This window comes from Sphingobacterium sp. GVS05A (assembly GCF_019969845.1).
Lineage (GTDB): Bacteria > Bacteroidota > Bacteroidia > Sphingobacteriales > Sphingobacteriaceae > Sphingobacterium.
In genome coordinates this window covers 89,571-114,176 of record NZ_JAHXYR010000006.1, presented here as the reverse complement: position 1 = coordinate 114,176, position 24,606 = coordinate 89,571, and the positions used below count along the sequence as shown (strand labels likewise).

General features: G+C 41.8%; 18 protein-coding genes. 8 read left to right on the top strand and 10 right to left on the bottom strand.

The features are described 5' to 3' along the window. Positions 1 to 18: 18 nt before the first annotated feature. Genes LC454_RS16030 through LC454_RS16020 form a run of 3 tightly spaced genes read left to right on the top strand, consistent with a single transcriptional unit; the run spans position 19 to position 4,984 of the window. The gene (locus LC454_RS16030) at positions 19 to 1,974 is read left to right on the top strand and encodes a RagB/SusD family nutrient uptake outer membrane protein (RefSeq protein WP_223583484.1); all 1,956 of its coding nucleotides are present in this window, start codon (positions 19 to 21) and stop codon (positions 1,972 to 1,974) included. Between the two features lie 37 nt (positions 1,975 to 2,011). Then, the gene (locus LC454_RS16025; protein ID WP_223583483.1) at positions 2,012 to 3,283 is read left to right on the top strand and encodes a DUF4959 domain-containing protein; all 1,272 of its coding nucleotides are present in this window, start codon (positions 2,012 to 2,014) and stop codon (positions 3,281 to 3,283) included. A gap of 24 nt (positions 3,284 to 3,307) precedes the next feature. Next, entirely contained in the window at positions 3,308 to 4,984 is a 1,677-nt protein-coding gene (locus tag LC454_RS16020) for a DUF4998 domain-containing protein (protein ID WP_223583482.1), read from the top strand. 163 nt (positions 4,985 to 5,147) lie between these two features. Here LC454_RS16020 and LC454_RS16015 read toward each other — a convergent pair whose 3' ends face one another. The 4 genes from LC454_RS16015 to LC454_RS16000 form a co-directional block, all read right to left on the bottom strand. Then, the gene (locus LC454_RS16015) at positions 5,148 to 5,978 is read right to left on the bottom strand and encodes a M48 family metallopeptidase (protein WP_223583481.1); all 831 of its coding nucleotides are present in this window, start codon (positions 5,976 to 5,978) and stop codon (positions 5,148 to 5,150) included. A 158-nt stretch (positions 5,979 to 6,136) separates the two neighbouring features. Next, the gene (plsY, locus tag LC454_RS16010) at positions 6,137 to 6,787 is read right to left on the bottom strand and encodes a glycerol-3-phosphate 1-O-acyltransferase PlsY (protein WP_223583480.1); all 651 of its coding nucleotides are present in this window, start codon (positions 6,785 to 6,787) and stop codon (positions 6,137 to 6,139) included. A gap of 16 nt (positions 6,788 to 6,803) precedes the next feature. Then, a complete protein-coding gene (gene nadC / locus LC454_RS16005; protein ID WP_223583479.1) occupies positions 6,804 to 7,661 on the bottom strand; it encodes a carboxylating nicotinate-nucleotide diphosphorylase in 858 nt (285 codons plus the stop codon). A gap of 76 nt (positions 7,662 to 7,737) precedes the next feature. Further along, positions 7,738 to 8,121, bottom strand: a complete 384-nt coding sequence (locus LC454_RS16000) for a DUF4783 domain-containing protein (RefSeq protein WP_223583478.1) — start codon at positions 8,119 to 8,121, stop codon at positions 7,738 to 7,740. Between the two features lie 250 nt (positions 8,122 to 8,371). Between LC454_RS16000 and gpmI the strand changes: the two genes are divergently transcribed. From gpmI to LC454_RS15980, 4 genes are all read left to right on the top strand, one after another. Then, positions 8,372 to 9,904, top strand: a complete 1,533-nt coding sequence (gene gpmI / locus LC454_RS15995; protein WP_223583477.1) for a 2,3-bisphosphoglycerate-independent phosphoglycerate mutase — start codon at positions 8,372 to 8,374, stop codon at positions 9,902 to 9,904. Beyond that, positions 9,885 to 10,475 (top strand): hypothetical protein, encoded by a 591-nt coding sequence (locus tag LC454_RS15990; protein ID WP_223583476.1) that lies wholly within the window; start codon positions 9,885 to 9,887, stop codon positions 10,473 to 10,475. The genes gpmI and LC454_RS15990 overlap by 20 nt, the downstream gene beginning before the upstream one ends. A 166-nt stretch (positions 10,476 to 10,641) precedes the next feature. Next, positions 10,642 to 10,941, top strand: a complete 300-nt coding sequence (locus LC454_RS15985; protein WP_223583475.1) for a hypothetical protein — start codon at positions 10,642 to 10,644, stop codon at positions 10,939 to 10,941. A gap of 259 nt (positions 10,942 to 11,200) precedes the next feature. Then, a complete protein-coding gene (locus LC454_RS15980; RefSeq protein WP_223583474.1) occupies positions 11,201 to 13,498 on the top strand; it encodes a TonB-dependent receptor in 2,298 nt (765 codons plus the stop codon). 158 nt (positions 13,499 to 13,656) lie between these two features. On the opposite strand, the gene LC454_RS15975 is transcribed toward LC454_RS15980, so the two are convergent. Then, complete coding sequence (locus LC454_RS15975) at positions 13,657 to 14,211, bottom strand: ferritin (RefSeq protein ID WP_223583473.1); 555 nt, start codon at positions 14,209 to 14,211, stop codon at positions 13,657 to 13,659. 208 nt (positions 14,212 to 14,419) lie between these two features. Next, on the bottom strand, positions 14,420 to 15,070 hold the full coding sequence (locus LC454_RS15970; protein WP_223583472.1) for a tetratricopeptide repeat protein: 651 nt from the start codon (positions 15,068 to 15,070) through the stop codon (positions 14,420 to 14,422). 346 nt (positions 15,071 to 15,416) lie between these two features. Here LC454_RS15970 and lon point away from each other — a divergent pair, with 346 nt between their 5' ends. Next, complete coding sequence (gene lon / locus LC454_RS15965; RefSeq protein ID WP_223583471.1) at positions 15,417 to 17,894, top strand: endopeptidase La; 2,478 nt, start codon at positions 15,417 to 15,419, stop codon at positions 17,892 to 17,894. A gap of 125 nt (positions 17,895 to 18,019) precedes the next feature. Here the strand turns inward: lon and dctA are convergent, their stop codons facing one another. From dctA to LC454_RS15945, 4 genes are all read right to left on the bottom strand, one after another. Continuing rightward, the gene (gene dctA, locus LC454_RS15960; RefSeq protein WP_223583470.1) at positions 18,020 to 19,273 is read right to left on the bottom strand and encodes a C4-dicarboxylate transporter DctA; all 1,254 of its coding nucleotides are present in this window, start codon (positions 19,271 to 19,273) and stop codon (positions 18,020 to 18,022) included. Positions 19,274 to 19,277: 4 nt separating this feature from the next. After that, positions 19,278 to 20,333, bottom strand: a complete 1,056-nt coding sequence (locus LC454_RS15955) for an alpha/beta hydrolase (protein WP_223583469.1) — start codon at positions 20,331 to 20,333, stop codon at positions 19,278 to 19,280. A 350-nt stretch (positions 20,334 to 20,683) separates the two neighbouring features. After that, positions 20,684 to 22,594 carry an amidophosphoribosyltransferase gene (locus tag LC454_RS15950; RefSeq protein ID WP_223583468.1) on the bottom strand — a complete coding sequence of 637 codons (1,911 nt, stop codon included), beginning with the start codon at positions 22,592 to 22,594 and terminating at the stop codon, positions 20,684 to 20,686. 120 nt (positions 22,595 to 22,714) lie between these two features. Further along, positions 22,715 to 24,592 carry an Nramp family divalent metal transporter gene (locus LC454_RS15945; RefSeq protein WP_223583467.1) on the bottom strand — a complete coding sequence of 626 codons (1,878 nt, stop codon included), beginning with the start codon at positions 24,590 to 24,592 and terminating at the stop codon, positions 22,715 to 22,717. Positions 24,593 to 24,606 lie beyond the last annotated feature (14 nt).

Sequence of the window (24,606 nt, the reverse complement as noted above, 5' to 3'; positions counted from 1 at the left end):
CGTATAACGGACTTACACATGAAAACAATAAAATATATCGCAATTGCAACTGCATTCTTTTTGGGTTCTTGCTCCAAGTACCTTGATGTGGTGCCTGACAATACCTTAAAATTAGAAGATATATTCAACATCAAAGTTGAAGCGTATAACGCGCTAGCAAAAGTTTACAGTTACCTGCCCAATGATGACCAGACACATGTGACTTCATGGTCGCTGGGAGACGAATGGCTCGGCCGGCTGGATCTTAACACCAATACAGGCAACCTACGGGCAATCCGTATTATGCGTGGTTTACAATCACAGACCTCACCTCAATTGGGTCTTTGGTCTGGTACCGAGGGTGGCAAACCGCTCTATCAGGGTATACGCCAATGTGAGGTCTTCCTGGCTAATATTGACAAAGTACGTGATATGACCGAAGGAGAAAAAGCCGAGTGGAAGGCCCAAGTCAAATTTCTAAAAGGCTATTTTGCTTTTTTACTGATTCAGCGTTATGGTCCCATCGTTCTACCTACGGGCCTTGCTTCGCCAACATCCACACCGGAGGAATTGTTTTTGAGCCGTTCCAAAGTAGAAGATTGCTTTAATTACGTATTAAACCTGATGAACGAGGCTATTCCGAATCTGACCGAACGTGTATCCTCCAACAACCTCGGACAGATCGACCAAGTAGCAGCCAAAGCAATCAAAGCTAGGGTGCTTGTGTTCAGAGCAAGTCCATTTTTCAATGGTAACCGCGAATACTTTGGCGATTTTATGGACAGTGATGGCCAGCCTTTCTTTCCACAAGCCGAAGATAAAGAGAAATGGAAAGCAGCCATTGATGCGCTTAACGAATCGATTACGTTGTGCGAAGCAAATGGACTGGGACTCTATCATTTTGCCAAGGAACCTTTTATTTATGATCGTCCCGCATTTACGGCCAATCCCGAAAGAATGCAAACATTGTATGACCTACGCATGCTTGTTGTAGATCCATGGAATAAAGAACTGGTTTGGGGGAATTCAAATCTCAATTACTATAACCAAGGTGAACTGGCCCATTCCTCCAATATCCGTTTGCCCGAAGGCTATGGTGACGGGGTCGTGAACGAACCTTCTTATTCTTGGCAATGGATGGGTGCTACTTATCAAATGGCTGAACGTTATTACACCGAAAATGGATTACCTATTGATGAGGATCTGACCTATGATTTCACCAACAAATATGAAATCATCAAAACACCGGCGTCCAGTGAGAGCAGCTATACGCACTGGAACGGCTACATGCAGCCCAATACCGAAACCATCAGATTATACATGAACAGAGAGCCTCGATTCTATGCCAACCTGGGCATTACAGCGGGTTATTGGCGAGCACATACCGTTCGTATCAATACCATGTTCTATGGAAATTCACATGGAGGCTATAACTCCTCGCAGCACACCACAGACTTTTTTGCTACGGGTATTGGCACACAAAAAATGGTTCACCCGGAGTCACAGTCAGGCGCCTGGCAGCGTACAATAAAATTCCCTTATCCCATTATCCGAATGGCTGATCTATATCTGATGAAAGCGGAAGCACTAAACGAATATTCGGGTCCATCACAGGAAGTATACACTCTCTTAGATCGTGTCAGAGAGCGTGCTGGAATCCCCTCCGTGGAAAAGGCCTGGTCCGATGCCTCACTCGCCAAGACGGTCAATAAGCATCGCTCAAAAGAGGGGCTGCGGGATATTATTCTGCAGGAACGCGGTATTGAGTTTGCATTTGAAGGTATTCATTTCTGGGATATGATGCGCCACAAACGGGCGACATCGGCGTTTTCAATGCCAATATGGGGCTGGAACCATACGGGGACCTCTGGCACTTCATTCTTTGTACTTGATGTCAAACAGGAAAGACGATTCACCATCCGGGACTGCCTATGGCCAATTGATCTCAATGAGATGAACACCAATGGTAAACTTATTCAGAATCCGGGCTGGTAATACTAAGCTCTTATTGTAACAATTAATAAAGACAAACATGATCAAATTAAATCTCCAATATATCGCATTTAGTCTACTAATGCTTTTCGTTGCCTGTAAAGAGATTGAGCGATTTTCTCCGGCTGCGGACGATACTACGCCACCCGGAAAGGTAGAACTGCGCAGGTATACACCCTTATACGGTGGAGCCCGTTTTTTTTACAATATACCAAAAGATGAAGATCTTATGAGCATCGATGCCGTTTACACCAATCCCAACGGTAAATCATTCACCTTTTCCGCCTCTTATTTTGTGGATTCCCTAGATGTGTATGGACTGCCCAACACGGATGAATACACCATAAAACTGTATGCCGTAGACCGCACGGGCAACAGATCAGAAGCACTGGATGTCAAGGTGCAGTCTCTGGAACCTGCTTTTACCCGGGTAGCCAGTTCCATACAGGTGAAACCGGGCTTCAGTTCCTTCTTTCTGGACTGGGAGAATGAGCTCAAACAGGACGTCAATGTTTATGTAGACTTTACTTTTAACCAAAATGGCACACCTCGTAGCCTGACCTCGGTCTTTTCGTCCAATCTGGCTACCGACCGAAGGTTTATCAATGACCTGGTGCTCCCGTCAACAGAAAAAGTAAGTGTGAAAGTTCGCGTCGAAGACAGCTATGGAAATACCACGGCAACAATAGACAAAGGGAATATTTCCCTCCTCGAAGATACGAAAATACCGAAAAAAGACTGGGTACTGCCTAAAGCCGCAGATTCCATCGGCCGTATCCCAATGGCCTTTGGCGACGGGCTGGAAGGGCGCTCACGCTACGTCATAGACGATATCATAGACCGTGGTGACAACCTCAACTTTATGCACACCCACGGAAGGGGACGAACTGGAAAAACGGCTGATGGCAATATGCCATGGAACTTTATCATCGACCTGGGTGCATATTATGAACTGAGCCGCATTATTACCGTACAACGGCACTCCGGGGGATTGGCCAATATCTCCAGAGGGCAGTACTACCGCAGCGAAAATGTCGGAAGGTTCAAAATGTATATCTGGGATGATGCCAAACAAGACTGGGAACCTGTATCAGAGCACTTTATTCCGGTACCTTTTGGGATCAGTGAACTTGAATTTGTGAAAAAAGGCGAAGCCGGCGATATGGCTTATATGTATCCCGACAATCCGAAGTACACGAAGAAGACAAGATGGTTCAGGTATGAAGCTGTAAAGGGTTTTACATCTGACTATACTTTAGATGATGCGAACTGTCTTTCCGAAATCACGCTTTACGGACGCAAAAGTAACTAAATAGGGACCTCTAAGACATAAAGTATGAAAACAAAAAATAAGTTCAGAAAAATAGCTGGGTTTTTAGTTGTCTTGACGTTAATGGCTTTTAGCTTTTCCTGCAAGAAAATGTACGATAATATAAAACCCTACGCGGAGGAAACTGTGTATCCGCAACGCTATGATACTATCGCCGCCAAGATCGGCTATGAACGGGTCGAAATTGATCTGATAAAGGCAGGGCGGATTCCCTCGAGTCAGATCCGGATGGGAAAATCCAAAAAAACAATTGTTGAATATGACAATCAGAAAATCATCATTGATTCATTGGTTTCATGGTTAAATATCAAAGGACTCAAGCAGTCTAAACTGTACCGATTTAAAGTCTATACCATAGACGAATTTGACAATAAGTCGGTACCACAGCAAATCGCTGTCATTCCATTTACCGAAAGTGACGTAAAAAACCTGGTCATCGCTTCTCCACGGATTATGACCTCGCCGAATGCGATGGTCATCGACTGGACGAGCTCGCTATCATCGATCCTATTGACTTATAAAAGTCTTTCTTATGAATATAAAGATAAGACCGGAAAAACAATTACAGGAACCCGAGGGGCCTCACCACGTATATTTGCGGCAAACCTCAATCCCGGATCTACGGTGGCAATGAAACTATCCTATAACGTGATTCCAAAAGTGGGTGGACAGGAAATAGTAGACTCGATCACCTATACACAGACACTCGATATCACTTTGCCGACCGGAGAGACAACTTTCAATCCAACAGAACGGGATATCCTCGTCGCGAACGGGGTCACAACCTTCAATGCAAATGTCGCTGCGGGAATTAAGAAATTGACTTTTCCGATTCACACGAATAGTTTACAGGATTTATTCTATTTTTCCAATGTAACTGAATTGGATCTGACCGGCGGTGACCTGTTTAATGTTAAAATTCTTGATTACAACAGAAATGGCGTGGTCAAAACGATCGGTGGTGGCAAGTTTCAGCCTTTTATACGCCATGTATCGGCCATATCAAATGCGAATGCACAAGCGATGTTAGATCTACTGGATCTGGGGATAATCAAAAAAATTAAATATGTCCCCAATTCGCTAGGAATAGACGAGTTACTGAAACGCTATGATGGCAAAAACATTGTCGAATGGGTGACACCTCCGGATGAAAGCTTGATTCCGATGAATTTCTTCCTGGACGGAAAGATTCAGGACAATAATTGGGCAACGGATATTGTTAATCCAGCGACGGATGCCCCGGCGGGAACAGCTATTGTGAACCCAATGAAAATAACACTAAAGGCAGCGAGCGCTTCCTTTGTATTTACACTTCCAAAGGAATATCGATTTAATATCGCAACCTACAAGTATCTTAAATTCAAGGTCTATGCACCCGACAAATCTAAATTTACTGGTAGTTACAGCGCTTTCCAAAAATTGTGGCCTAGATTTATGAACTATATGTGGGCATTTTCCAGCGAAAGCGCCTTTGGTCAGGAGTACTGGGAGCTGGACCGAAATGCCACCCCAATTCCGGACAGCGATCTGACAAAATGGAAGGATGTGACCATTGATTTGTCTTCAGCAAAAGACAAACACAACAGGGTAATCGTCATTAACATTGGTGGTGAGCCCGGCGGAACATTCAGTCCTCCGGCGGATATTACTTATTACTTTGCTAATTTCAGGTTTTCAAAATAACACAAAGAAATAATCCCCCCAAAGAACCGTTTAGCACGGAATAATCGAAAATAGGACATAAGGGGGATTCGAAAAAATGAAATAAAAAAACGGGAGTGTCCAAAGGTGGACACTCCCGTTTTTATTATTCGATGTGAAGCATATAAACTATGCTTGTATTTTTTTACTTTTTGTAATACCGCATTGCATTTGGAATCTGCTTCTCAATATCGGCAATACGTCTCGCATCGCTTGGGTGAGTACTCAAGAACTCTGGTTGTCCTTTTTGACTGCCCGCTGCCATGCGCTTCCAAAATCCAATGGCTTCATTCGGATCGTAACCGGCCAATGCCATGATAATTAATCCAGCCTGATCTGCAGAAGATTCATCGCTACGTGAGAATTTTAGCTGGGCCAAGCTGCCTCCCAAACCATACAGGTTATTAAAGATTCCAAGGGAGCTACTACCAGTCATTCCTGCTGCTGAGCCCAGAATCTGACCACCCATTTGTAAAGCCATTTGGTTAGATGCCTGCGCTACGGAGTGCTCTTCAATGGCGTGCGCAATTTCGTGTCCCATTACTGTTGCCATACCAGCTTCGGTACGCGTTACTTGAAGTATTCCGGTATACACAGCAACTTTCCCACCAGGCATACACCAAGCGTTCACATCATCACTCTTCACCAGGTTAAATTCCCAATTGAAATTATATTTATTGGCTATGCCTTTGCTCTGCAAGTATTGATTGACCGCTGTTGCCAATCGGTTACCTACACGTTTTACCATCGCCGCATCCGCCGTACCGGTAATAACCTTTGTATTATTTTTTGACAAGAAATCTTTGTACGCCAGCGCAGCCTGTTGGTTGACCTGGTCAGCACTGACCAATTTCAAATATTTTTTTCCCGTAACAGCTGAAGTAGCACAACCTGACAACCCAGATGCCAGCGCTACACAGGCCAATACTATAGCCGAATACTTAAACATGCTTTTCATATGTATCTTATTATTCATCTGTGTTTGTTTCAATTGTATTCATGAGCTCTCAGGCCCAGTCTCATTTTCAATGATTATATGGAATGTCTAGGCTAGATTCGCAGGGTCTCTGCTTTTCTAGCGCAGCTATTTCATAATATTCTATTAAATACTTTTTTAGGATGCAATTATTGTGCCTATTCTTTTGCCTTGTTTTTTTTCTTGAATAGATAAATCTTGGACTCATGTCCTTTTAGCAAGCGCTCAATATTCTTTTGATGGGTAATTAATAGCAGCGTACAAATGGCAATACCATAAAGCAATACCGAAGGAATGGTAGTTTTAAAAATAAATGCCAAGCTAAATGGAAAAGCAAAACCGGCCGAAATTGAACTTAGGGATACATAATGTGTCGTCAATAGGATAATGACAAATACCGATACACAAACTAAGGCTGCCGGTGTATGTATCGCCAGAATCATTCCACACAATGTCGCCACCCCTTTTCCTCCCCGGAAGCCCGCAAATACAGGAAATAGATGTCCTATCACAGCAATCACTCCCAAAGCCAACTGAAAATTAACGAACTGAACATCACTGGTATTTTGGCCCAACTCAATCAGATAGGCAAGATTTGTTGCTGTCCAACCCTTGAATATATCCACAAACATCACGATGGAGCCGGCACGCGGTCCTAATACGCGAAAGGTGTTAGTCGCTCCAGCATTACCACTCCCATACTCACGAACATCTACGCCATAAAATGCCTGACCTAACCAAACTGCTGTAGGTATAGAACCAAACAAATAAGCTAGTAATACTGCAATTACTAAATAAATCGATATCATTAAATTAAATCAGTTCTTATAATAATTTGGCTTTCAGACTCAGATCTAAGCTCTTGACACTGTGTGTCAAAGCGCCCACCGAGATATAGTCTACTCCAGCCTCTGCATAGGCCCGAATGGTTTCAAATGTTATTCCCCCAGAAGCTTCTGTCTTAAATCGATGATCGATAATTTTAACAGCTTTCGCCACATCCGCAGGTGAAAAATTATCCAACATGATTCGGTCCACTTCGCCAAAGTTAAGAACTTCGTCAAGTTCCGCAAAATTTCGGACCTCTATTTCTATTTCAATTGGTTTATTTAATTTCTTTCGATAGTCATTTGCGCGTGTCAATGCCGGTATAATCCCACCACTATAATCCACATGATTGTCTTTGATCAGAATCATATCGAATAATCCAAACCGATGATTGGTGCCGCCACCTATTTTGACCGCTTCCTTTTCCAATACTCGAAGTAAAGGTGTTGTCTTTCGAGTATCCAATACCTGTGTATCTGTGCCTTTCAACAGCTCCACATATTTTCGGGTTGTCGTCGCTATACCACTCATACGTTGCATCACATTCAATACCAAACGCTCTGCCAACAGAATACTCTGGATATTTCCGCGAACGTAAAACGCGATATCACCAACTTTTACCTGGCTTCCATCGGGAATAAATACCTCACAGGCCAAGGTTTCATCGATGTAACTCATAATCGCCTGAGCAACCTCTACGCCTGCCAAAATACCCTCGTCCTTAACAATCAGTTTCGCCTCTCCCTGTGCCCCCACCTCTATCGTGGATAAAGAGGTATGATCACCATCTCCGAGATCTTCCGCGACTGATTGTTTTACAAACTGCGCCAAATAATCCTTGATTTCCTTCTCCATAAATTCAATTTATTGGGCTAAGATGTGGAATAATTTTTTAATCGAAAAATAGAATGATAAAAAAATAGCGTCTGACTTAACTTTTATCGATCCGAAGTTCTTCTATTGTCTGACTATTGGATCCCGCACTTATCTTAATAAACACACGGTAATTGGCTTGTTCTGTAGCTAATGAAAAGGTGAAATATTGATAACCATTGTTTGCATTACTGGCCTGGGTCAGTTTGACGGTCTTGGGTTTATGTTGGTTAAAAAATGTACCCAGCATAATCTCGGACTGGTATTTGGTATACACGCCATTTTCTCCCAATAGGGACAGGGTCAGATTGGAACCAAAATATTTCGCAATATTCTTTGCATTCCCCTCCTTTAAATAGGTTTTTAGTTCTTCGGAAATACTTCCCAAAGACTCCTCTCCTTCCCATGCAACAGGCTGTGACGAATAGTTTAAATCTTTCAAAAGATGCCCTGAGGCGTTAGTGTGTATAAAAAGACTATAAACAAATATAAATACGCAGTAGCTTAAAAGTTTCATATAGCTCAAAATAAGACAGAACAGTTTCCACAATAGATGTAATCAATCATTAGGTAGCATAGTTTATACTAAACATAAACTATGCCACAAACCTATAAAATTATTGCATATAAACGAGGGAAGATTTTAAAGACGCATTGATAGATTCTAAAATTAAGGTTATCTTTGTTATACGATGAATAAGAAAAAAGTTGCACTCATGATCCTAGACGGACTAGGATACGGAAAACATGATAAATCAAATGCAGTTGAAGCTGCAAATACCCCATTTTTAGATCATTTATTGGAAACATACCCAAATTCAAGCCTGGAAGCTTCCGGTGAAGCCGTTGGCCTTCCTGATGGACAGATGGGTAACTCTGAGGTTGGCCACATGAATCTTGGAGCCGGAAGAGTTGTCTATCAAGAATTAGGACGTATCCACAAAGCGGTAAATGACGGCGTATTCAATACAGATATTGTTATCCAGGACGCATTTAAATATGCGCTTGAAAATAATAAAAAAGTACACTTTATCGGTTTACTTTCGGATGGTGGTGTACATGCACACACCAAGCACCTAAAAGGTCTTTGTGATGCTGCCAAACATGCTGGACTAAACAGTGAGCAGGTTTTTATCCATGCTTTCCTGGATGGTCGTGACACCGACCCTAATTCGGGGATCGGCTATGTCAAAGATTTACAGGAATATCTAAAAACAACTTCAGGTACTTTTGCTTCTGCCATCGGTCGATATTATGCAATGGACCGTGACAACAGATGGGAACGCGTCAAGTTGGCTTATGATCTTTTGGTGAAAGCCGAAGGTGAAAAAACCAATGACCTGGTTGCTGCGATCCAAAAATCATATGATGCAGGAGTAACAGACGAATTTGTTAAACCAATCACATTGGTCAATGAAGATGGCACCGCTGTAGCAACAATTCAGGAAGGTGATGTCGTCTTCTGTTACAATTTCAGAACAGACCGTGGTCGTGAAATCAGCATTGCACTGACACAGAAAGCCTTCCCTGAGTATGATCTTGTACCGTTGAATCTGTACTATGTTACGCTAACAGCCTATGACGAAACCTTCAAAAATGTACGTGTTGTTTTCCAAAAAGATAACCTGACAAACACCTTGGGTGAGGTTTTGGAAGCCAATCATAAAACACAGACCCGTATTGCCGAAACTGAAAAATATCCACACGTGACATTCTTCTTTTCGGGTGGCCGTGAACAGCAATTCGAAGGTGAGAACCGTCTTTTGGTCCCTTCTCCAAAAGTGGCTACTTACGACCTTCAACCTGAAATGTCTGCAAGTGGAATCACCGAAGCAATTGTCAATGATATGGAAACTCTTCAGCCTGACTTTATCTGCCTAAATTTCGCAAACCCTGATATGGTAGGCCATACTGGTGTATTTGAGGCTGTCGTAAAAGCAGTAGAAACAGTAGATCAATGCACAAAAACAGTGGTGGAAACAGGATTGAAAAATGGTTATTCATTTATCATTTTGGCTGACCACGGTAATTCAGAATTTATGGTCAATGAAGATGGTTCACCAAATACGGCACATACAACCAATTTGGTTCCTTGTATCTTGATTGATGATCACTACAAAAAAATCGCAGATGGTAAATTGGGTGATATCGCTCCAACCGTTCTCAAACTTTTGGGCGTAGATATCCCCGTTGAAATGACAGGAAATGTATTGGTATCAGAATAAGAATTTTTATAAAAAATTAAGCAGCGCACTTCCACTACTGGTGGGAAGTGCGCTGCTTTTTTGGAGCTGTAGCTCCCCCTCAGGCCAACAGAAAGCTAAAAAGACGACGGATATATTTTCTGTAGACTCTTTTTTCAGTGCCGAAGCACAACGCTTGCAGCAACTCAACCCTTCGGTGTTAAAATCCGTCAATAAAGATGGTGAAAAGGAACAACGTGAGCTCAAAATTGAAAACTGGAAAAATGAACTTTCAGCTTTCCAGTCCGCTGATATCAGCAAAAATTTTGATCCCGCACTCTACGATGTCAAAGCCGTAGATTGTGTAACGGAATTTACTGCAAAAAAGAAAGAACTGCAGATACAAAAACTCCGAATCGAGTTTGATCGTAAAAACGAAAAGGTTAAACATATCCAAATCGATAAAAAGATCGCGAATTCCCTCTATGACAGTGATGAAAAACTAGATTATTATATCGATTCATTGTATAGTATTGTGAAACTCCAGGATGTACAAGGACTTGATGCAAACCAATATGAAATTATTGGGCGATTTGTGCAATCAAAAAAATAACTCATGCTGATAAATGTCTTTATGCGCATTCATAAAGACATTTATTTGTTCCCCAATACCAATAAATAAATGCAACAACATTGCTTTATTTGTAATTTTTCTTATATTTGCCTCATTAATTGTCTGCAAAGACATCGTATAGAAAAATAAAGTGCGCAATATTTCATTGAACAAATTAGCAGCGTTAACGCTTTTAATGACCTTTTTAATCGGTCAGTTCATTGTCTATACCCATTCCCATGAGTCGCCGACATTAAGTATAGTGGGCTGCAGTCCCAAAAAACATCATGCAGACCATCCAAAATGTTCCATTTGCGACCAAAGTTCACATCCGCAGTTACTCTTTCATTTTAGTCAAAGTGAGATTTCTCTTCCTGAACGGGAAATAGCATTTGGTTTCTTTGTACCCAGTGACCAAATGATCAGTGCATTGCTATCTGGCAATCGTGGTCCCCCTATTTGTTAAATTTCATCTACTATGCGACAACAAAGCTTCAATGGAAAGCCTTGTTTACTACGATCAGGAAACAAAGGACCAACGTTTTGGTGATTGTTGCTAGCATATTCATAATGGATCATCCTCCTATTTAACAATCAAGCAATTCAATGATGAATTACTTCGTATTGAACAGGCTATTTTTCACGACTGATGAAAGTATAGGTTTAATGCGACAGGTTATCATTTGGATAGGCACCATCGACAGATGGCATAAAAATATTTACAGATGAAACTCAAAATTAAAGGCGGCATATGCATGCTTGTCTGCTATTTCCTTCTATTCACTGCTAACGCCGCGACTATATCGGGTAAAGTGACAGATTCAAAAACAAATCAACCGATCGCTGGAGCGACCATATCTTTACTCCAACTCCGTTCGAGCACCTCTTCAGACCAAGAGGGGCGTTATTCGTTCAAATCACTGCCCTCGAGTGGACGTTATCTTGTCGAAGTACGTTTTATTGGCTACCAATCGCTGATCAAAACGATAGATCTGACATCTGCGGATGTATCGGTCGATTTTGCACTAACAGAAAGTATAATCGAGACAAATGAGGTGGTGGTTACAGGTACACTTGTGACTGCACAAAGCCGTCGCAACAGTACCTCAGTCTCCGTTATCTCCAAAGACGAATTACAAGGTGGTGCGACAAATCTGATCGACGCGCTAGCCCGTCAGGTACCTGGTTTAAGTCAGATTACAACGGGACAGGGTATTTCCAAACCTGTCATCCGCGGTCTTGGTTATAACCGTGTTGTCACCGTCAATGATGGCGTGAAGCAAATGGGCCAACAATGGGGCGACGAACATGGTATCGAGATTGACCAAAACCAGCCAGACCGGGTAGAGGTACTTCGGGGAGCAGCTTCGCTGATGTACGGATCTGATGCCATCGGTGGTGTTATCAATATCCTCGAGCCCAGCGTCCCTACTGCAGGCGAAATAAAAGGTGAGCTGCTATCTAGTTATTCAACCAACAACGGACTGACCAATAACTCGCTCATGCTTACAGGCAATGAAAACGGCTTTGTGTGGCGCGGACGTGGATCTTATCAAAATGCATATTCCTACAATACACCAGCAGGACGCTATATGAATAGCGGTTTTAATAATACCAGCTTCAGTGGAATGCTGGGTTTAAATAAACAATGGGGATATTCACATCTTAATTTTTCTTACCTCAAAAATAACATTGGTTTTTACGATGCCGACCCCGGAGATCCGCTATACGATGCATCCAAAAGCCGAACATTGGATTTCCCCAAACAGGATATCCGCCATTATAAGCTCGCGCTCAATAATAATTTTGTGATCGGCTCAGGAAATTTAAAACTGGACCTGGGCTACCAGAAAAATCAACGTCGCGAACTTGAGGAAGCAACACCCTCGTTATTTTTTGATTTAAATACCTACTCTCTTGATGCGAAATATTATCTAGCTGAAAGAAACGGCTGGCAACATGTCGTTGGTATCAGTGCCAGTCAGGAGCATAGTATCAACAAGGGTGTGGAATTTCTGATCCCTGCTTATGACCAGATCGAATTGGGAGTTTTTGGTTATGCAAAAAAAACCTGGGGCCATAATACATTCAATATGGGACTACGTTACGATTATGTCAATAGCAAGGGTAAACAGCTTTTCGTTGATGATGAGGAGCAATTTCCGGGTTTTAAAAATAAATTCAGCAATGTTAGCGGTGCTTTAGGTTTTACCCATAGTTTCAGCGAGGATTTCAACTTCAAAGCAAATGCAGGATCGGCTTTTAGAGCGCCCAATCCAGCAGAATTGGGTTCTAACGGGGTACACGAAGGTACATCACGCTACGAAATCGGCAATGAGAACCTCAAAGCTGAACGTAGTTTCCAAGCGGATGCAACCCTTGAATTTGGACATAGCATCGTCACCGGTAGTATCGGGATCTATGAAAATTATATTCATAATTTTATCTACGCTTCAGCAAAAAAGGGCGATACAAAAACCATCGTTGATGAGGACAACAATGAGCAAACTTACGATGTTTATCGCTATGGTCAGGTGAACGCCAATCTTTATGGTTTTGAGGGAAGTCTGAATTTCCATCCGCTGAACTGGATACATCTGGATAACACGTTTACCTATACCCATGCACAAAATAGGACCTTTGATAGGCCATTGGCATTGATTCCGGCAGGTGTCTTACATAATACGCTACGCCTCGAGCCCAAGATAAATGGATTACATGCTTTTTACGTATCTGTAGGTCTAGACAATTATTTTAAACAGAATCGCATTGACGAAACTTTTGAAACGGCTGCAGATTCGTATTCACTGATCAATGCGGGAATAGGTACTACCTTGCACTTAGGAAAACAACAAGTGAAGCTGTACGCGGCTGCGTCTAATCTCACTAATAAGCGCTATTACGATGCTTTGAGCAGACTACGTCCAGGAAGATTATCGCAGGAGGATCCTACTTATGGTGTTTATAATATGGGAAGGAATGTTACTTTTGGAATCTACCTTCCACTCAGCATAAAAAAATAAGCCCCAGAGGTTTTCTCAAAAGGCAGATTTGGCAAATGTGCTAAATATTACTTTGAGGCTTCAGTCTAAAAAATAGTGTCCGAATTCATTAAGAATTCGGACACTATTTTTATACGATCACCGTATTAAAAATTATTCTCAGAATTTAAATTCCCTTCCTACTTAGGATCATCTGCTGTGCCTTCTCGTGCCAAAGGCACATCGTCAGCCATGCTTTCTAATGAGGAATCTAATGCAAATAACGATTCGTCTGAAGCCCGATCTCCACCAGCTATCTTTAATTTATCGATCAGCTCAAGAGCAAGTTTTTCTTCTTCAATCTGTTCTTTGACAAACCATTGTGCAAAGTTCCATGTCGCCCAATCTTTCTGCTCCATAGACAGATTGACAATATTATAAATCGCTTCGGTATTATCCACCTCATGTTTAAAAACCCGTTGGAAACACTCAGTTAAGGTCTTCGGATCTGCTGGCGGTGCTGAAATGGCTTGTATCCGGGGACGCCCTCCTCTTTCCAGTATGTAACCCATAATTTTGGTCATATGATTCCGTTCCTCCTGGGCATGTCGATATAAGAAATTGGCGATCCCACCATAGCCCTGATCATCGGCCCATACACCCAAAGCCAGATAAATTTGCGCAGCTTCGGCTTCTTTTGTCATTTGACTGATTAAAATATCCTGCATTTCCGCAGACAATCGATTCGTTTCCATATACTAAATTCCTGTTGATTCAATAAAAGAACAGTATTGCGAAGTATTTCGTTTGCAAATTTGTCAAAGACAGGCTCGAGAGCGAATCAATCTCATCAGGAAAACCAACGGGGATAACATGAAGAATAAAAAGAACAGAACAGGTAATTGCACAAAAAAAGGGAAACTCGGCTGAGTTTCCCTTTTTGTATCTATCTTATAGGTAAGCCTATTTCAGATTATCTCTATATACTTTTGCTTTTTTGACTTCTGTTTGAATATCTTTTTTAGAAGAATCAAAACTCAATACTTTTTCATAATCCTTGATCGCGTTATTATAAGCATCTGTAGCCATTGCTTTGTTGTAGTTAGGCGTACCAGCTGTACCGATCAAAATACCCAAATCGCGGTTTGCAACCGCTCTATTTTGATAGAATTTGGAGTCTGTAGGAGTGATAGCGATCGCTTTTGAATAATCTTCAATCGCTACGCGTAACAGCTGTTCTTTGTTTGCAGCAGACACTTTATTTGCTTGAACTGCAAGTGTATTGTTTGCTTTTGCTTTAAAGTAAAGTGCATTTGCATTTTTAGGACTTAATGCAACAACCTTTCCGAAAGTTTCAGCTGACTTTTTATAATCACCATTTTGAAATTGGGAGTATCCCAACATATACAAGACATCCGGATCTTTGCCTTCCTGCGGTAAAGCTTTTGTCAAGTATGACTCTGCATTTTTGAAGTCACCATCCAAAAGAGCTTTTTGGCCCATTCTCACATTGGCATTGCTATGCTCAGCTTGTTTTTGTTGTGCATTGGCACTAAGTGCAACCAAAGCAAAAACTCCTGTGAACAAACCTAATTTAAGTGATTTTAAGTTCATATCTAAATAGTTACGTTTTTTCAATATACCTTATTAATGATCAATATTGATCGTTTATTAACCCTAGAAAAAATAATCCTATTGCTTCACCCCTCGCAAGAATCTGCCATCGTTTATTCTTTCACATTCCAATATTACAATTATTATGCCTATTTATCCAACAAATGGCAGATAAATTTTATTTAACCTGCCTTTTTTTCATATTCTAGAAAATAGATTAGTAATTTTGCTACCTTTTAGCAATTGGCACTTCCCTTGCAATATAGGGGAAACAATATTTGAAGCTTAAAATTTGAAGGTCTGCCGACAACATGTCAGCGACTGCCAAATACACAAAATAAACACTATGAGCAAATTCGAAACTTTTGATTTCAGTCAGGCTATTCCAATCGTTACGGAAGACACAGAATTCTTTCCCCTATTGACACAGCAGGATGAAGACGATATGGCAAATGCTGAAATTCCAGAAGCACTATCTATTTTGCCTTTACGCAATACCGTATTATTTCCCGGTGTTGTCATTCCGATCACTGTAGGAAGGGATAAATCCATCAAATTGGTTAAAGAAGCCTATAAGGGCAACAAAACAATTGGCGTGGTCTCCCAAAAGGATATGACAGTAGAGGATCCCGGGTTTGAGGAGCTGAATAAGGTGGGTACTGTTGCCCATATTATCAAAGTGCTTCAGATGCCCGACGGAAACACCACGGTAATCATCCAGGGAAAGCAACGTTTCAACCTGGTGGAGATCTTAGAAACTGAACCTTATCTCAAGGCGCGTGTCGAGAAATTCAACGAGGCAAAACCAAAGATGACTAAACATTTCAAGGCGACAATATCCACCTTGAAGGAAATGGCATTGCAGATTATTCAGCTTTCACCCAATCTACCCAGCGAAGCCGGTATCGCAATCAAAAATATTGAAAGCCCTTCTTTTCTGATCAATTTTATTTCGTCCAACATCAATGTCGAAATGATCAAAAAACAGGAGCTTCTTCAAATTCCGAAGGTCGAAAACCGTGCAAAGCTCTTGTTGGAATTGTTGACTTTGGAAATCCAGATGCTGGAACTGAAACATCAGATCCAGAATAAGGTGCGTGTCGACTTAGACAAGCAACAACGGGATTATTTCTTGAACCAACAGCTGAAAACCATCCAGGAAGAGCTTGGTGGAAACACACCTGACCTGGAACTGGAAGAACTCAAAAAGCGTGGCAAAACAAAAAAATGGTCTCTTGATGTTGAAAAACATTTTAACAAGGAACTTGAAAAATTATCACGTATCAACCCTGCAGCAGCAGATTATTCTGTTCAGCTCAATTATTTGGAACTCCTTCTGGATCTTCCATGGAATGAAACAACCAAAGATAATTTTGACTTAAATAAGGCGCAAAAAGTCCTGGACAGGGATCACTATGGACTGGAAAAAGTCAAAAAACGTATCGTTGAATACCTTGCGGTATTGAAACTAAAAAATGATATGAAAGCCCCTATCCTTTGTCTGGTAGGTCCTCCGGGAGTTGGTAAGACTTCTCTGGGGCGCTCTATCGCCAAAGCACTGGGCCGCAAATATACACGTATGGCCCTGGGTGGGGTACGTGACGAAGCCGAAATCAGGGGCCACCGCAAGACCTATATCGGTGCCATGCCTGGCCGTATTATCCAATCGCTAAAAAAAGCAGGCACTGCCAATCCAGTCTTTATTCTGGATGAGATTGATAAAATGAATGCAGATTTTAAAGGCGATCCTTCTTCTGCCCTGCTAGAGGTTTTGGATCCGGAGCAAAATACACATTTCTACGACCATTATGTAGAAATGGAATTTGACCTTTCTAAAGTGATGTTTATTGCAACGGCCAATTCGCTAAGTGCTATCCAGCCCGCTTTATTGGACCGTATGGAAATCATCGAAGTCAATGGATATACCATTGAGGAAAAGATTGAAATAGCAAAAAAACACCTGCTTCCCAAACAACGTGAAATGCACGGTATGGCTGCCAAGGATGTTGCGCTAAAAGGTAAGATTATCGAAAAAATCATTGAAGACTATACCCGCGAATCCGGCGTACGTGGACTGGAAAAGAAAATTGGTTCGATCGTCCGTGGTATTGCGACACGTATTGTCATGGAGAAAGACTATAATCCAAGTATCAACGATCAGGATGTCGTGGATATCCTGGGTGCTCCGATCTTTGATAAAGATATCTACGAAAACAATAATGTTGCCGGTGTGGTGACTGGCTTAGCCTGGACTTCCGTGGGCGGTGATATTCTATTTATCGAATCCTCTTTAAGTCCCGGTAAAGGACGCTTGAGCCTAACAGGTAATCTTGGCGATGTCATGAAGGAATCTGCTTCTATTGCCTTAGCTTATTTAAAAGCTCATGCTGCTGATTTCGGGATTGACTACAGGGTATTCGATCATTGGGATATTCATATCCACGTGCCTGCGGGTGCTATTCCTAAGGATGGTCCATCTGCTGGTGTAACGATGCTGACTGCGCTGACATCTCTATTTACCCAACGTAAAGTTAAAGAGAAATTGGCTATGACTGGCGAAATTACGCTTCGTGGAAAAGTATTACCAGTAGGCGGTATCAAAGAAAAAATCCTTGCGGCCAAACGTGCGAACATCAAGGATATTATCCTTTGCAAATCCAACGAAAAAGATATCCTTGAAATCAAGGAAGATTATATCAAAGATATGCAGTTCCATTATGTGACCGAAATGGCACAGGTGATCAAACTAGCACTTTTAGAAGAAAAAGTAGATGGTGCTTTGGATCTAAGCCAAGGAATTGAAAACACAAAAAAAGAGGCTTAATCGCCTCTCAAGAGTTTAAATAAATTTATTCAGAAAAACGGGGTGTCCAAAAAGATTGGGCACCCCGTTTTTCTTTTAAGAGATACATCGTCTAGACAAGTATGAATGTCCGGTTCGGTAAGATATCAACCAAGTTTCTCATGGAGGACTTCCTCATCCAGACTATTTTCATATTTGGAAATCACAAGCGTTGCTGCCGAATTGCCAATCAGATTGGTTATAGCCCTCGCTTCACTCATAAACCGATCCACCCCAAACACCAATGCCACGGACTCAACAGGAACATGTCCGACGACAGGCAAGGTTAGCGCCAAGGTCACGAAACCACTTCCCGTTACACCCGCAGCTCCTTTGGAGGTTAGCAATAGGACCAACAGCAAGGTAATTTCCTGCTGCAAGGTCAGATGCATATTGAGTGCCTGCGAAATGAATACCGCTGCCATGGTCAGGTAGATACTCGTTCCATCCAGGTTAAAGGAATACCCCGTCGGGATCACCAAACCTACCACGGACTTTGCACAACCTGCATCCTCCATTTTCTGCATAATGCCCGGCAATGCTGATTCCGAAGAAGAGGTTCCCAATACAATCAAAATCTCATCTTTGATATATTTCAGGAATTTGAAAATATTAACCTTGAGATAGAAGTGTAATACCGCCCCGATGACAATAATGACAAAGATAAAACAGGTCAGATAGAAACTTAACATCAACATACCTAACTTGGTCAAGGCTTGAATACCAAACTTTCCAATGGTAAATCCCATCGCCCCCATGGCTCCCAATGGGGCCAGATACATCACCATCTTAATAATGGAGAAAAGTACCTTTAGAAAAGATTGCAGCACATTGATAACGGGTTCAGCAGCTTTTTGACCGATCTTGGTCATCCCTATCCCAAAAAGCACCGCAAAAACCAGGACTTGCAATATGTTATCTGAGGCAACCGAAGCTATAACGTTCTCCGGAATAATATCCATGATAAAGTCCATGAAACTATGGGGCTTCTGGGACTCAGTAATGTAGTGTGATACCGACGATGTATCCAGACTCGCCAGATCCGCATTCATACCTATTCCGGGCTGAATCAGATTGACAAAGATCAAACCGATAATCAATGCAATCGTGGTCATGACTTCGAAATAGATAATCGATGTCAGACCAATCTTCCCTACTTTCTTTACGTCTTGCATCCCTGCAATACCGATCACGATCGAACTAAAGATCAGAGGTGCTATCACCATCTTGATCAATTTGATAAAGACATCACCCAGCGGCTTTAGTTTAACGGCAAAATCCGGGAAATAGACCCCACAGAAAATACCGATCAATATACCAACGATAACCTGAAAATAGAGACTCTTAAAAATATACTTCATTGTCTTAACGATTGACTGCAATTCCCTCCGCCTTCAACATGGCCTTGAATTTGGGGTTGCGGATGTATTTATTAAAATCGTGGCTCTGCATGCCAGTAAAATCGGTATACTTCATCATCGGGTAATGCTTCACCAATTCATTACAGACATCAGCTTTATAGCCCAAATCTGTAGCCTTCAATTTATTGGACAGAAAACCAACAAACTTCTTTAACATCACATCGGTATTGTTAATAGTAATATGGATCTTCTTAACTTGCTTGCTCAAGTTACAAAATGACTCGGTTCCCTTATCTACATCTCTTATCTTAAAGTCCTCCAGTCCTATTGCTGGAGCTAGCATAATACAGGTAATATCATTGCCGTTTTCAGCAAGCTTTTTTGCGCCATCGACGTCGACGTTGTGGTTCTCCAGCGTTCCTTTGGCAAAACTTTCACTAAAAGTTGCACTGCTTAAAGCACTCAACACGACTGATGCACCACGGCTATGCGAGATCAGAATAATCTTCTTATTACTGATGCTATTCAGGAGGTTACGCAATCCAAACTCACCCGCCATTTGGCTGAATGAGGTTGCGGAAAACCAAACTTTGGCGCCCCCAAAGGGATTGGTTGTATGTAAACCATCCCAATAAAATTTAACCACCTCATCTTTATTCGCATTGATCTTTAACAACTTGCGCATATACTCATAGCTCTCATTGACCTCGTCTGATGGCGCATTGAATCCATGCACAAATATAAATACACGGTCTTTGGCCTTCACTTTGCTGCCCACAGCCAACATTCGAGTCTTCTCAAAAGCTTTCAGCTGGCTTTCAATTCCTTTTTCTGTTGCAATCTTCATCAAGGAATAAGCATTGACATCACCGCTTTTAGGCGGTTCACCATAAGTTCTGCGCCAATTGTCTGGATAGAAGTTTCCATTCTGATCCACGAAGGAATTCACGATATTTGGCTTGTCAAATGAGTTGGGGTAAGGATCCTTGGGCACGTTATGGGCTATATCACAGGAAACCATTGAAAAAAGAAGAAAAAGATAGAAAAGTTGTCCTCTCATGGAGCTATTTATTTACGCTGTTAAAAACCTTAATTTCAGTAAGGCTAAAGGTTGATTGAATCATAAAAGTATATATTGGCAAAATACAGCAAATACCTTATGATGCGCCTGCTGTGTCATTATAATCAATTCCGTATTACGAATATATAAAAAAAGAAGCTGTACAAAAAGTAAAAGCGTCCCTTGAGAATTGAATAATAAAAAAGAGACTGGAAAGGAGTATGAGGAAATGCAAAAAATAAAAACGGCCCCCTTGGGTCTCGAATATAAAAATTGACCTCGCAGGGTAAAAACAAGTTGAAAGAAAAAGGGGGCATTTTGAACGCCCCCTTTTCCTGATATTTTTATACTTAGTTACTGAAGTATGCACGTACATTTTTACCTTCAATCCAGTTCATATAGGCTTTATTAACAACCTTATTACCACCTGGAGTCGGGTAATCGCCGGAGAAATACCAATCACCGCTATGTGCGGGACATGCTTTATGCAAATTATCCAAGGTTTGATACACCACCTCAAGTTCGGCTTTCAAATGGTGAGGTCTAACGATACGGCCAATTTCTTCGGAAATCTCTTCATCTGTAAATGGCGCATAAATTGCTTTCACATAGTTTTCGATTTCATTGACATCCTGCGTCATCGACAACAGACATTTTTGATACACTTCATCAATAATATGTGCCATGCCGCGTTGTTTCAACAGGTTGATCGCCGCTTCGAATGCAACGAATTCACCCATACGTGACATATCGATACCATAACAATCAGGGTAGCGAATTTGTGGTGCGGAGGAAACGATTACAATTTTCTTCGGGTTCAAACGATCTAAGATCGTCAGGATACTTTGCTTCAACGTCGTTCCACGTACAATGGAATCATCGATTGCAACGATGGTATCTTCATGATCTTTAACAATGCCGTAAGTGGTATCATACACATGTTGTACCATATCTGTACGATCGGCATCCTGTGTAATGAAGGTACGCAATTTAGCATCCTTTACATTCAATTTTTCAAAACGTGGTTTGATGCTCAAGATCTCATCCAATTCCTCGTCAGAAATTTTCTCTGCACGTTTTAGTAAGGTCTCTTTTTGAAAATCCCTGACGTAGGTATTGATACCATCCATCAAACCGTAGTACGATACTTCAGCCGTATTGGGGATGAAAGAGAATACGGTATTCTTAATATTACTTTTGACAGATTCCAGTACCTGTGGCACTAATAATCTACCCAATTCTTTACGTTCTTTATAGATATCAGCATCTGACCCACGGGAGAAATAGATACGCTCAAAAGAACAAGAACGTTGTTCAACAGGCTGTCTAAACATTTCCTGTGACACAGTACCATCTTTTTTAGCGATCAAGGCATGCCCCGGTTTAATTTCTTTCACGGCACCGATAGGCACATTGAATGCAGTCTGGATGACTGGTCTTTCGGAAGCTACAACTAAAATTTCTTCATCCTGGTAGTAGAATGCCGGACGGATACCCGCAGGATCACGCATCACGAAAGCATCGCCATGACCAAAGATACCAGCGATGGTATAACCACCATCCCAAGTCTTCGCTGAACGCTTTAAGATCTTGGAAACATCGATGTTTTTGGCAATCAATGAACTGATCTCGACATTGGAATATCCCTCTTTTTTGAAGTGATCAAAAAGCTCCTGGTTTTCATCATCTAAGAAATGTCCAATTTTTTCCAAAACGGTTACGGTATCCGCTTTTTCTTTTGGATGTTGTCCCAACTCATACAATTGTTGCAAAAGTTCATCCACATTGGTCATGTTGAAGTTACCCGCAACAACAAGGTTGCGTGACATCCAATTGTTTTGTCTTAAAAATGGGTGACAGCTTTCGATACTGTTCTTTCCATGCGTTCCATAGCGCAAATGTCCTAAAAGTACTTCTCCAGTAAAACTGACATTATCTTTTAACCATTGGGTATCCTTTGACTCATCTGGAAATGCCTTCTGAACAGAAGCAAATTTTTTCTGTACATATTCGAATATGTCTGCCACAGCAGTTGAGCCCATAGCTCGGTAACGCGAAATGTAACGATTTCCAGGTTTAACATCAAATTTAATGGTTGCAATTCCAGCCCCGTCTTGTCCACGGTTGTGCTGTTTTTCCATTAATAGGTACAATTTGTTGATGCCATAGAATGGCGTACCATATTTTTCCTGATAATAAGATAAGGGTTTTAACAGGCGAATTAGTGCGATTCCGCACTCGTGTTTAATAGCGTCGCTCATATCTTGATTTGATGACGCAAAAGTAAGAATTATTTAGCACTTACCGATCCATCCCTACACTTTTTCCGTAATAAAATTACAGTGAATAGACAGTGTCTCTTTGGGATAGGTCTCCAAGTCTTATTGTGCAATAAAAACTGGAACTTTTACAGCATGACGCAACTTGTTTACTGTCTCACCAAACACAAAATCCTTGACACCGGTATGACCATGGCTCCCCACGACCAAGAGGTCTGCATGGTATTTTTCACAGACTTCGGCAATGCTCTTGATCCGATTATTGTAGCCGAGTTCATACTCCGTTTGATGCCCTTTGGACAATAAAAAGTCAGCATACAGCTTTAGGCGTTCCAAATCTTGTCGTGACTCAAAATCATCGGTAGACTCACCTGTATATTTGACGGAGGCACTTTCGACAATGTGGACAACGACAAAGCTGGTGTCGGGATGTGACAGTTGCAAAGCATACTGTATCACTTTCTGATCTGAACTAGAATAATCTAAGGCAATTACCACTTTCTTGAAATACCCTCTGTCTTCAAAATGTAAAGCTTCAAATGGTGGGTGCACTTCCAACTCGATCGGTTTTGATTTGCGCATAATGGGAATTAATACCGTCATGATCAGCAGAAAGAGCAGACCAGCGGCACCCAGAATAAGTAACACCGTGACAAAAAGATTGTTTGCTTCGGTAATCCATCCGGTGACCTCGTCATAAACCAACTTAAAATTCAGTACGGCTATCACAGCGGCTATCAGCCAGGCAAAAGCTTTGGTCAGGGGTTTTATAGCAAAGATTCCCATCTTGGCCTTGTCGCTTACAAAGTGAATCAATGGTATGACAGCAAAAGCCAACTGCATACTCAAGATCACCTGACTAAAGATCAACAACTGCCCTACTCGCCCTTCACCGGAAATCAGGATCACCAGGACGGCGGGTATGATTGCCAAAAGCCGCGTGATAATCCGACGCAGTGTCGGACTGATCCGCAACCGTAGGTAACCCTCCATCACGATCTGTCCGGCCAGGGTTCCCGTGACCGTAGAACTTTGACCCGCTAGGATCAATGCTACTGCAAATAGCTTCGAGGCCCATTCTGTACCGAGTAAATTGCCTAATAAGTGGTAGGCATCTTCCAGTTCGGCGACATCATGCATACCATTTTTATGAAATACGGATGCGGCAAGGATCAATATGGCGGCATTGACCAGGAATGCCAGGTTTAATGCAATGGCACTATCCCAAAAATTATATTTCAATGATTTTCGTATGGAGACTTCATTTCGGTCAATCTTTCGGGTCTGCACCAGAGCGGAATGCAGGTAAAGGTTGTGTGGCATGACAGTAGCACCGATAATACCAATCGCTATATAAAGCGCAGCACTATTGGGGATGCTCGGAATAAAACCCGTGACTACTTCGGAGAAATCAGGTTTGGCCAAAAACATCTCCACCATAAAGCACATGCCGATCATGGATATCAAACCAATAATAAAGAGTTCCATTTTGCGCATGCCTAACTTCTGTAAGTAGAGTAACAGGAAGGTGTCGGCAAAACTGATCAATACCCCCCAGAGTAGATCAATGCCAAAGAGCAGGTTAAGACCAATGGCCATACCCAATACTTCGGCCAGATCACAGGCTGCAATAGCAATCTCGGCTAGGACATATAGCACAAAATTCATACGCTTGGGATAAGTCTCGCGGTTACATTGCGCCAGATCCTTACCTCTCACGATCCCCAAACGTGCACAGAGGTTTTGCAGCAATAGTGCCATAATATTGCTCATCAGCAAGACCCAGATCAAAGCATAGCCAAACTGACTTCCCCCAGCAAGGTCCGTCGCCCAGTTGCCCGGATCCATATACCCCACACTGATCAGATAGGCTGGACCGAAAAAACTGAGTACCTTTTTGAATTTGGATTTTCCTTGATTGACATCCACACTTTCATGGATATCAGATAATGATTTATGATGGGAGTCGTCGTGATGCATAGCTTACATTAGGA